The sequence below is a fragment of the Streptomyces sp. BJ20 genome, assembly GCF_022869105.1.
GTDB classification, from domain to species: Bacteria; Actinomycetota; Actinomycetes; order Streptomycetales; family Streptomycetaceae; genus Streptomyces; species Streptomyces griseoincarnatus.
On record NZ_CP094918.1, the window covers coordinates 7,047,561 to 7,057,627 of the forward strand.

General features: G+C 73.9%; 10 protein-coding genes. 5 read left to right on the forward strand and 5 right to left on the reverse strand.

Annotated elements, in window-relative coordinates; genetic code table 11:
* Window positions 1–89: 89 nt before the first annotated feature.
* Both MTR79_RS31720 and mshA read right to left on the reverse strand, forming a co-directional pair.
* The gene (locus MTR79_RS31720) at window positions 90–602 is read right to left on the reverse strand and encodes a YbjN domain-containing protein (RefSeq protein ID WP_086700832.1); all 513 of its coding nucleotides are present in this window, start codon (window positions 600–602) and stop codon (window positions 90–92) included.
* Window positions 595–1,932 carry a D-inositol-3-phosphate glycosyltransferase gene (mshA, locus tag MTR79_RS31725; RefSeq protein ID WP_048458990.1) on the reverse strand — a complete coding sequence of 446 codons (1,338 nt, stop codon included), beginning with the start codon at window positions 1,930–1,932 and terminating at the stop codon, window positions 595–597. The genes MTR79_RS31720 and mshA overlap by 8 nt, the downstream gene beginning before the upstream one ends.
* Window positions 1,933–2,152: 220 nt before the next feature.
* On the opposite strand from mshA, the gene MTR79_RS31730 reads away from it, so the two are divergent.
* From MTR79_RS31730 to MTR79_RS31740, 3 genes are all read left to right on the forward strand, one after another.
* On the forward strand, window positions 2,153–2,974 hold the full coding sequence (locus tag MTR79_RS31730) for a class I SAM-dependent methyltransferase (RefSeq protein ID WP_244792729.1): 822 nt from the start codon (window positions 2,153–2,155) through the stop codon (window positions 2,972–2,974).
* Between the two features lie 205 nt (window positions 2,975–3,179).
* Window positions 3,180–4,271: a C40 family peptidase gene (locus MTR79_RS31735; protein ID WP_086700835.1), complete on the forward strand. Its 1,092-nt coding sequence runs from the start codon at window positions 3,180–3,182 to the stop codon at window positions 4,269–4,271.
* A gap of 334 nt (window positions 4,272–4,605) precedes the next feature.
* Entirely contained in the window at window positions 4,606–5,949 is a 1,344-nt protein-coding gene (locus MTR79_RS31740) for a fused response regulator/phosphatase (RefSeq protein ID WP_244792731.1), read from the forward strand.
* Between the two features lie 158 nt (window positions 5,950–6,107).
* On the opposite strand, the gene MTR79_RS31745 is transcribed toward MTR79_RS31740, so the two are convergent.
* From MTR79_RS31745 to MTR79_RS31755, 3 genes are all read right to left on the reverse strand, one after another.
* A complete protein-coding gene (locus MTR79_RS31745) occupies window positions 6,108–6,440 on the reverse strand; it encodes a DUF2516 family protein (RefSeq protein ID WP_078493156.1) in 333 nt (110 codons plus the stop codon).
* Between the two features lie 196 nt (window positions 6,441–6,636).
* The gene (locus tag MTR79_RS31750; protein ID WP_244792734.1) at window positions 6,637–7,281 is read right to left on the reverse strand and encodes a hypothetical protein; all 645 of its coding nucleotides are present in this window, start codon (window positions 7,279–7,281) and stop codon (window positions 6,637–6,639) included.
* A gap of 77 nt (window positions 7,282–7,358) precedes the next feature.
* The gene (locus MTR79_RS31755; RefSeq protein ID WP_048458985.1) at window positions 7,359–7,850 is read right to left on the reverse strand and encodes a helix-turn-helix transcriptional regulator; all 492 of its coding nucleotides are present in this window, start codon (window positions 7,848–7,850) and stop codon (window positions 7,359–7,361) included.
* A 153-nt stretch (window positions 7,851–8,003) separates the two neighbouring features.
* On the opposite strand from MTR79_RS31755, the gene MTR79_RS31760 reads away from it, so the two are divergent.
* A complete protein-coding gene (locus tag MTR79_RS31760; protein ID WP_244792736.1) occupies window positions 8,004–9,086 on the forward strand; it encodes a MerR family transcriptional regulator in 1,083 nt (360 codons plus the stop codon).
* A gap of 73 nt (window positions 9,087–9,159) precedes the next feature.
* Entirely contained in the window at window positions 9,160–10,026 is an 867-nt protein-coding gene (locus tag MTR79_RS31765) for a GNAT family N-acetyltransferase (RefSeq protein WP_086700841.1), read from the forward strand.
* Window positions 10,027–10,067: the final 41 nt, after the last annotated feature.

Consider the following 10,067-nt stretch of genomic DNA (forward strand, 5'->3'; position numbering starts at 1 on the left):
CCGGGGCCCGGATCGCGGCAGGCTAACAGCCCGCCCTCGCACGCCAGTTCGGACCCCCACCACAGCTCGGGCGCACACGTCCCGGGGAGTCAGCCCTCCGAGGGCCGCTCCAGCAGATGCGTGAACGCGTCCAGGTTGCGGGTCGACTCGCCTCGCGAGACGCGCCAGGCGTACTCCTTGCGGATCGCGGAGGCGAAGCCCAGCTCCAGCAGGGTGTTGAAGCTGCCGTCGGCGGCCTCCAGGACCTGCCCGAGCAGCCGGTCGAGTTCCTCGGGGGTGATCGCGGGCAGCGGCAGGCGGCCGGTGACGTAGATGTCGCCGAGCGGGTCGACGGCGTAACTCACGCCGAACAGCTTGAGGTTGCGCTCCAGGAGCCAGCGGTGGACGCCGGTCTCGTTCTCGTCGGGGTGGCGGATGACGAAGGCGTTGAGGGACAGGGTGTGCCGGCCGACGATCAGGGAGACCGTCGTGGACAGCTTGCGGGTGCCGGGGAGTTTCACCACGTAGTTCCCGGGCGCCGGGCTCTCCCACTCCAGCTCGGCGTCCTTCAGCACGCCCTCGACGATCCGTGCCGCCCGCTGCTCCGCTTCCGTGTCAGCCATGGTGGGAGCGTACGTGACGGCGGTGGGCGTGGGTCGCGGCCGTGTACACGTCGGCCGTGGCGGCGGCCGCGGTGTCCCAGCCGAAGGACTGGGCGTGCCGGGCGGCGGCCTCGCCCATGCGTGCGGCGAGCTCCGGCCGGTCGGCGAGGTCGCGCAGGACGCGCGCGTAGGCGGCCGGGTCGTGGCCCTGGATCAGGAAGCCGGTCTCCTCGTCGCGCACGGCGACCGGGAGGCCGCCGACGGCCGCGGCGAGCACCGGGGTGCCGGACGCCTGCGCCTCTATGGCGACCAGCCCGAACGACTCGCTGTACGACGGCATGACCAGCACGGACGCGGCGCGGAACCAGTCCGCGAGCTCCTCCTGCCCGACCGGCGGGTGGAAGTGGACGACGTCGGCGATGCCGAGCCGGGCGGCGAGCTTCTGCAGCCCTTCCGGCTTGGCGAGGCCGCTGCCGCTGGGGCCTCCGACGACGGGCACGCAGACGCGGGAGCGCAGCTCGGGCCGGTCGGCGAGCAGCACGGCCACCGCGCGCAGCAGCACGTCGGGTGCCTTGAGGGGCTGGATACGGCCGGCGAAGAGCGGGATCAGCGCGTCCCTCGGCAGCCCCAGGCGGGCGCGGGCGGCGGCGCGGCCGTCGGCGGGGCGGAAGCGGCCGAGGTTCACGCCGGGGTGGACGACGGCGACCTTGGCGGGGTCGGCGGCGTAGTGGTGGACGAGTTCGCCGGCCTCCTCGGTGGTGTTGGCGATCAGCCGGTCCGCGGCGGCGACGATCTGGGTCTCGCCGATCACGCGGGCGGCGGGCTCGGGTGTGTCGCCGTCGGCGAGGTTGGCGTTCTTGACCTTGGCCATGGTGTGCATGGCGTGCACCAGGGGGACGCCCCAGCGCTGGGCGGCCAGCCAGCCGACGTGGCCGGAGAGCCAGTAGTGGGAGTGGACCAGGTCGTAGTGGCCGGGACGGTGCCCGGCCCAGGCCTGCATCACGCCGTGGGTGAAGGCGCACAGCTGGGCGGGCAGGTCCTCCTTGGCCAGTCCCTCGTAAGGGCCGGCGTCGACGTGCCGGACGAGGACGCCGGGCGCGAGCTCGACGACGGGCGGAAGGGCGGCCGTGGTGGCCCGGGTGAAGATCTCCACCTCGATGTTGATCGCGGCGAGCCGCTGGGCCAGCTCCACGATGTAGACGTTCATGCCGCCCGCGTCGCCGGTGCCCGGCTGGTGCAGCGGTGAGGTGTGCACGGAGAGCATCGCCACGCGGCGTGGCCTGCGGTGCAGCCGCAGCCGCGGCGGTACGGCGGGGGAGCGCCGCCCGAGCCTCGCGATGTACTGGCTCACGTGGCGTTCCTCCTCGCTGCGGGCACGGCTGGGAGAGGGCGTACGGCCCTCGGCGGCGTCAACGCCGGAAGATTGCGTTCCCATTTCCGCGGGACGCCGCCGACGGCAGTCTTTACCGAATCTTGGCCTGGACTAGCTCAACCGTTCGACTGCGGGATGCGTGCCCGTGGCGGCGCACGCGCCGCGATCCGGGGGCGGGTACCCCCGTACCCTCGTCCTCATGACACCGCGTCCCGCCTCCGCCCCCGTGGGCACGGTGACGCGCGGCACCACCAACCCCAACCGGCTGCGCCGCATGGACCGCTGGATCGCGGCCGCGCACGGCGCCGAGCTGCGCCGCGCCGCCGACCCCCTCGCCGTCGACCTCGGCTACGGCGCGGCGCCCTGGACCGCGCTCGAACTGCTGCACCGGCTGCGCACGGCGGCGCCCCGCACCCGGGTGGCGGGCGTGGAGATCGACCCGGCCCGGGTCGCCTCGGCACGGCCGTACGAGCGGGAAGGGCTGGTGTTCCTGCGCGGCGGCTTCGAGATCCCGGTGCCGGGCAGCCCGGTGCTGGTCCGCGCGGCGAACGTGCTGCGCCAGTACGACGAGGGGGAGGTCGCCGGCGTCTGGCGGCGGCTGTGCGCGCGGCTCGCCCCGGCCGACCCGGCGACCGGATCGCGCGGCGGGCTGCTGGTCGAGGGGACCTGCGACGAGATCGGACGCCGGCACGTGTGGGTCGCGCTCGGCCCCGAAGGGCCGCGCACGGTCACCTTCGCGACCCGGCTCGGCTCCCTGGAACGCCCCTCCGACCTGGCGGAACGGCTCCCCAAGGCGCTCATCCACCGCAACGTCCCCGGCGAGCCGGTGCACGCCTTCCTGCGCGACTTCGACCGCGCCTGGGCCGCCGCCGCGCCCTACGCCTCGTACGGCGCGCGCCAGCGCTGGATCCGTACCGTGCGGGACCTCACGGCCGACTGGCCGGTGACGGACGGCCCGGCGCGGTGGCGGCAGGGCGAAGTCACCGTACGGTGGGGGGCGTTGGCGCCGCGTGGGTGGTGAGGCCGGCGGAGGCTCTGCCTCCGTTCGTACCGGCCGGGAACGATCTCCCCTGCCTGTTCGTCACACCGACCGGGACGGCGGTCGCAGGAGGACCGGCGGGGCGGAAGGGGCGTTGTCCACACCCCCTGTCGTTTCTCGCTCATTGATGGCAGCATCCCCCCGGACACGTGTAGTTACTGACGATTAACCAGGCGGGGGTGCACGCATGGGGGCAGGCAAGCGCGGAGTGCTGACGGCGGCCGTGACCGTGGTCTGCGCGGTCACCGTACTGGCCGTGCCCGGTACGGCGTTCGCGGCGCCCACTCCCCCGCCCGACCCGGGCACGACGGCCAGCGTCACCGTGGTCACCAGCGACGTGGAGCTCGAGGCCGTCCGCAAGAAGCTCGACAAGCTCTACCGCGCGGCGGCCAAGGCCACCGACGAGTACAACGCGGCCGAGGAGAAGGCCCGGCAGCAGACCGCGCAGGTCGTGCGGCTGGCGAAGAAGATCGTCGAGGGCCGGGAGAAGCTGGACGACCTCAAGGACCGCGCGGGCGCCGCGGCGGCCGCGCAGTACCGGGGCGGCGGGCTGCCGCCCGAGGCGCGCCTGGTGCTGAGCGACGACCCGCAGGACTTCCTCGACGGCGCCGGCCGGGTCCGGCAGGAACAGCACGCGGCCAAGGGCATGCTCGGCGAGATGACGCGCACCCAGCGGGACTTGGAGGAGTACGCCGAGGACGCCCGGGAGCAGATGCGGAAGCTGGAGGCGGGCCGCAAGGTCAAGGCCGCCGCGCAGAAGCGGGTCGAGAGGCAGATCGAGGCGGCCGAGAAGCTGGAGGCCGAGCTGGAGCAGGAGGAGAAGGAGCGGCTGGCCCGGCTGGAGCGGCAGGCCGCCGCCCGCGCCCAGGCCACCTGGCTGAGCTCCGGCGTGCTCGACGAGCTCACCTCGAAGGCGACCGCGCAGGGCCGCGAGGCCGTGGCGTACGCCACGGCGCAGATCGGCAAGCCCTACCAGTGGGGAGCGGAGGGTCCGAACACGTTCGACTGCTCCGGGCTCACCTCGCAGGCGTGGCTGGCCGCGGGGAAGACCATCCCGCGCACGTCGCAGATGCAGTGGCAGCATCTGAAGCGCGTCGACGTCGAGGACATGCGGCCGGGCGACCTCATCATCTACTGGGCCGACGCCAGCCACGTCGGGATGTACGTGGGCGACGGGGTCATGGTCCACGCGCCCCGCCCCGGCCGGACCGTGACGCTCGCCGGGGCCGGTTCGATGCCCATCCTCGGCGTCGTACGGCCCGATCCGGCCGCGGAGTGACGTCCGGGGGCAGAGCTCCGCGGCCCCAACGGCCCGGTGACACCGGCCACGTGACCCACCGCACGTGGATCTCGTGGCCAACGCCCCGTGGACGTGACGTTCGTCATCCCCACAGCATCTCCGGCCTGTCCAACTGCGGTAGCAAACGCGGCATATGACAGCGGCCGTTGGCCGGGCGGCGTGGTTCACACCATTCCGCTGCGGCGCGGTCACCCGCTATGGTCCCCGTTCGAAGGGGCATCCCCTGCCCGCTCACGTCAGACGCTCGCGGGGGACGGGGCCGAGATCCGTCGCCCCCGCCATGCCCTCGGGGGGAGGGAAGGAACCCGGAACAATGCCCGCACCCGTACCGCGGCAGAGAGCGATCCCGGCCGCGGAAGGTGGTCAGGGAACGGTCGCCGCACCGAACGAGTCCGCCCAGGAGTTGCCCGAGAACCGGACGGCGGCCGCCGAGGCGGCCACCCCGTCCGCCACCGAACCGGCGAAGACCGCGACCACCACGACACCCGCACAGCTCACCCTGCTGCTCATCGAGGACGACCCCGGCGGCACGCCGATCGTGCCCGACCTGCTCGACCAGGCCGGGCGGCCGATTCGCATCCGCACCGCCCGCAACCTCACGGAGGCCGAGCGGCTGCTGACCGACGACGTCCACTGCATCCTGCTGGACCTGGCGCTGCCCGCGCCCGGCCGGGCGGACGACGGCGACGAGCTGGCCGTCCTCCGGCACGTCCTGGAGCTGGCGCCCCGGCACGCCGTCCTCGCCCTCACCGGCGCGGACGACACCGAGCGAGGCGCCGAGGCCGTACGGGTCGGCGCGCAGGACTACCTGATCCGCGACGAGCTGGACGGGCGGCTGCTGAGCCGCGCCATCCGCTACGCGGTGGAGCGCAAGCGGTCCGACTACGCGGAGCGGCGCCTCGCCGAGGGCCGGCTGCGCGCCCAGGAGAACCGCCGGCTCGAGCGCGGCCTGCTGCCGACGCCCCTGCTGGACGGCTCCCCGCTGCGGTTCGCCGCCCGCTACCGGCCCGGCCGCTCGCGCGCCCTGCTCGGCGGCGACTTCTACGACGTGGTCCGCACGCCCGACGGGACCGTGCACGCCATGATCGGCGACGTCTGCGGGCACGGCCCGGACGAGGCGGCGCTCGGCGTGGAGCTGCGCATCGCCTGGCGGGCGCTGACCCTGGCCGGGCTGTGCGGGGACCAGCTGCTGAGCACGCTGCAGCAGGTGCTGGAGCACGAGCGTCCGGACGACGAGATCTTCGCGACGCTGTGCACGGTGGACATCGCGCCGGACGGCCGCCGCGCCGGCCTCTGCCTGGCCGGCCACCCCTCGCCGCTGCTGGCCCGCCCCGGCATGCCCGCACGGCTCCTGCCGTACGACAACAACGGCCCCGCCCTCGGGCTGCTGCCCGGCGCCCGCTGGCCGCGGATGCAGGTGGAGCTGGGCGCCGAGTGGAGCCTGATGCTCTACACCGACGGCCTGATCGAGGGCCGCGTCGGCGACACCGGGGAGCGGCTGGGCCAGGACGGCATGGTGGACCTGATCCGCCGCAGGCTCTCCGAGGGTCTGAGCGGGGAGGAGCTGCTGCGCACGGCGGTCAACGAGGTGCGTGACCTCAACGGGGGCGAGCTCACGGACGACGTGGCGGTACTGCTGCTGGACCGCACCCGGTGACGGGCGTCGGCTGAGGTTTCGGGTCGGCCGCGGGCCGTCCTGGGCCGTTCGCGCAGTTCCCCGCGCCCTTTTAGGGGCGCGGGGAACTGCGCGAGAAACCACGACGCACCTGCGGACACGACTCAGGGGCGCCCGCCCTTCGGCGTGCCGGGGTCCGGTCAGCGACCGCCGTTGTACGGCCCGTACGGCCCGTCACTGCTGGAGCCCCTGCGGGCTCGGCCGCCGCCGGGGAGCGACCTCAGGGCCGGGCGGACGTCGACCATGTACACGATCGTCGCGATCAGGCCGATGATCGGCAGGAACGACAGGATGTTGAAGATCAGGTTCACCACGAAGGCGAGACCCAGGACGATCAGCCAGAACGGCTTGGTCTTCTTGTCCGCGGCGCGGTAGGCGTCCTCACGGCGCGTGGCGGCGTCGATCAGCGCGAAGCCGCTGAACACGATCAGAGCCATGCTCAGCAGCCACAAGAAGTTAGCGAAGCCCTGCATCAGCACTACGTCCACCACCCGTAATCGGCTCGTCCACCGCGCCGTCGTCCTTGCCGCGCCGCCGACGGGCGCCACGTCGTCTTCCCGCCGTCACCGTACCCGCATCCGCCGGTCGGCTACCCGATGAACGGGCCGGGCACCGCGTAAGTGCCCGGCCCGTGCCGTTCCGTCCCGCTTCAGCGGGGTGCGACGCCGCTCACTTGGCGGGCGGCGTCGTCTTCTTCGCCGGGGCCTTGCGGGCCGCCGGGGCCTTCTTCGGGGCGGCGGGCTTCTTCACGGCGGCCTCGGCCGGGGCGGCCTCCGTCACCTTCGCCTCGGCCGGCCTGGCCTCGACAGGCTTCTCGGCCGTCCCGGCCTCGGCCGGGGCGGGCGCGGGCTTCGGCCGGGCCGGCGGCTCGACGGCCACCGCGATGTCCTCGATGCCCTCGGCGGCGTCACCGCGCCAGGTCTTCACGGCCTGCTCACCGTGCTCGGCGAGCTTCTCGTAGGTCTCGCGGGCCTTGACCGCGTACTCGGCGGCGACGCCCACGCTGCGCAGCGCCAGGTCCTGGGCGGTCTCGCCGAGCTTCTTCAGGTCGGTGTCGATCGTCCCGAACAGCTCGTTGGCCTTCGCCTGCAGGGTCTCCTGCGTCTCCCGGACCCGGACGGTCACCCGCTCCTGGACGGCCTTGGGGTCGGTGTTGCGCACGGCGTCGATGCGGGCCGGGGCCTCGGTGCGCAGCTGCTCCACCAGGGCCGGCACCTTCCTGGCCTGCTGCATCGCCAGATCGGCGGTGCCGGCGGCGAAGTAGAGCGGCTTGGGGTCGCTGAGGGTCTTGCGCAGGTCGTCGGTGATGGCCATGGTGATGGTCCTCCCGGATGTCGTGTTCGGCTGAGGGTCTGTGTGGTCCGTGGCGGGCGTCCGGCGCCCTGGCCGGCTCAGCCGGCCGTCCGCCGCGGACCGTTGTCGTCGCCGCCGGCCTCGTGGCCGGGGCGCTCGGCGGGTCTGCCGCCCGTGCCGGCGGAGGCCTCCGTGCCCGGCTCGGGCCCGACGGCTCCCACCTCACCGTCCTCGGTGCCCCCGAATCCGTTCTCCTTGCGGAAGGACTCGTAGATCTGGAGGAGCACCTGCTTCTGGCGCTCGTTCAGCGTGGGGTCGGCGAGGATCACGGCGCGCGTCTCGACCTCGTCCCGGTCGCGCTCGGCGTCGAGGATCCCGGCGCGGACGTACAGGGTCTCGGCGGAGATGCGCAGCGCCTTGGCGACCTGCTGGAGCACCTCCGCGCTGGGCTTGCGCAGTCCGCGCTCGATCTGGCTCAGGTACGGATTGGACACCCCGGCGGCATCGGCGAGCTGCCGCAGCGACAACTGCGCGTTGCGCCGCTGCTCGCGCAGATACTCACCGAGTCCGCCGACGTTCAGGGATGCCATGTCTTCCACCATGACGCACCCTGCTAACAATTGCAAGCAACCCGCTTGCAAGAGTGCGCTCGCCGTCCGCGGGGCGACTGTTGACCTTCACCCAAGGGGAGCGCCCAGCATCGACGGTGCCGGGCGACGGGCCCGGTACGAGGAGGGACACGCATGGAGCTGCTGACCATCGGGGCGTTCGCGAAGGCGTCCCGGCTGTCGCCGAAGGCGCTGCGGCTGTACGACGAGCTCGGTCTGCTGACTCCCGCCCGCGTCGACCCGGACACCGGCTACCGCCGTTACGCGCCCGGGCAGCTGGAGCAGGCCCGGCTGGTCGCCTGGCTCCGGCGGCTGGGCATGCCGCTCGCCCGCATCCGGCGGGTGTGCGCCATGGAGCCGGGCGAGGCGGCCGGCGAGATCCGCGCGTACTGGGCGCGGGTCGAGGCCGACACGGCCGCGCGGCGGGACCTGGCGGCCTTCCTCGTCGACCATCTGACCGGGAAGGACCCCGCCATGTCCCGCACCACCGCGCCTCTCACCCTCCGCTACGCCGCCCTCTCCGACACCGGCCGGGTCCGCCCGAGCAACCAGGACACCGCCTACGCGGGCTCCCGCCTGCTCGCCGTCGCCGACGGCTACGGCACCGGGGGCGCCCTCGCCGGCGCGGCCGCCGTCGACGCCCTGCGAAGCCTTGAGTCGGAGACCGTCCCGGCGGGCGACCTGCTGGGCGCCCTGGAGGACGCCCTCGGCCGCGCCGAGCAGGCCGTGCAGGGCGTCACCTCACCCGGCGACGACGGCGCCGACGCCGACGCCGGCACCACGCTCACCGCGATGCTGTGGACGGGCTCACAGCTCGCCCTCGTCCACATCGGCGACTCCCGCGTCCATCTCCTGCGCGACGGGGAGCTGTTCCAGATCACCCACGACCACACGGTGGTGCAGTCGCTGATCGACGAAGGGCGTCTCACTCCCGAGGAGGCCGCCTCGCACCCGCAGCGGTCCCTGCTGATGCGCGCCCTGGGCCGGGGCGCCGACTCCACGCCCGACCTGCGGCTGCACGACGCCCGCGCCGGCGACCGCTACCTCCTCTGCTCGGACGGCCTGTCCACGGTCGTGCCCGCCGAGGACGTCCACCGCGTGCTCGCGGACACACCCGGGCCCGAGGATGCCGTCCGTGAACTCGTGGACCTGGCCAACGCGTCGGGCGGTCCGGACAACGTGAGCTGCGTGGTCGCGGACGTGTCGGCACCGGCGTAGGCGTTCCGGCCGGCCCTCGGCGGGATCGGTGCGAACCCCCGCCCGCCCGGTCCCGCGTCCGGCACGATGAGGCATGCTCCCGGACCACTGGCATCTCACCACCGACGTCGAGGACTTCCTCGCGCGGGCCGGCGCCTTCCTGCGCTCACGCCCCGCCCTGCACACCACCCCGCTCACGGACGTCGAGAAGCTGCGCCTCGCCGGCTCGGGCGACCACGTCCTCGGCCGGCTGGAGACCGACGGCGAGGTCCGCGCGGTCTGCTACCTCACCCCACGCGGCCGTCTCGGCCTCACCCCGCTGAACGCCGACGACGCCGACGCCCTCGCCGCCCGCCTGGCCGCCCTCGGCCACACCCCCGCCCAGGTCGTCGCCGACCAGGACACCGCCGGCGTCTTCGCCTCCGCCTGGCAGGGACACACCGGCGCGACGCCGAAGCTGTTCTGGCACACGCACCTCTACCGCCTCGGCACCCTCACCCCGCCCCGGCCGCACCCGGAGGGCCGCGCCCACCTCGCGGGGGCGGAGGACCGCGAGCTGGTGGTGCGCAGGTGCAGGGAGTTCTGCGTCGAGGTCGGCGAGCAGCCGTCCATCGACCTGATCGACGCGGGCTCCTGGGACCGATCACGGTTCGGCGACCGGCACTTCACCTTCTGGCGGACCCCGGACGGCACCCCCGTCTCCATGGCGGCCGTCACCTCGGTGACCGGGGGCATGGTCCGCGTCGACCCCGTCCACACCCCGCCCCGCTTCCGCGGCCACGGCTACGCGGGCGCGGTCACGGCCGCGGTGAGCCGGGCCGCGCTCAGGGCGGGCGCCACGGACGTCGTCCTGTTCGCGGACCCGGCCAACCCGACCAGCAACGCCCTGTACCAGCGTCTCGGTTACGTCCGCCTCACCGACTGCGCCGGCTACCGCTTCACGTACGACGGCCCCGTGTGAGACGGGCGGAAACCCGGTGGCCTCCGTGGCATCCGGGGACC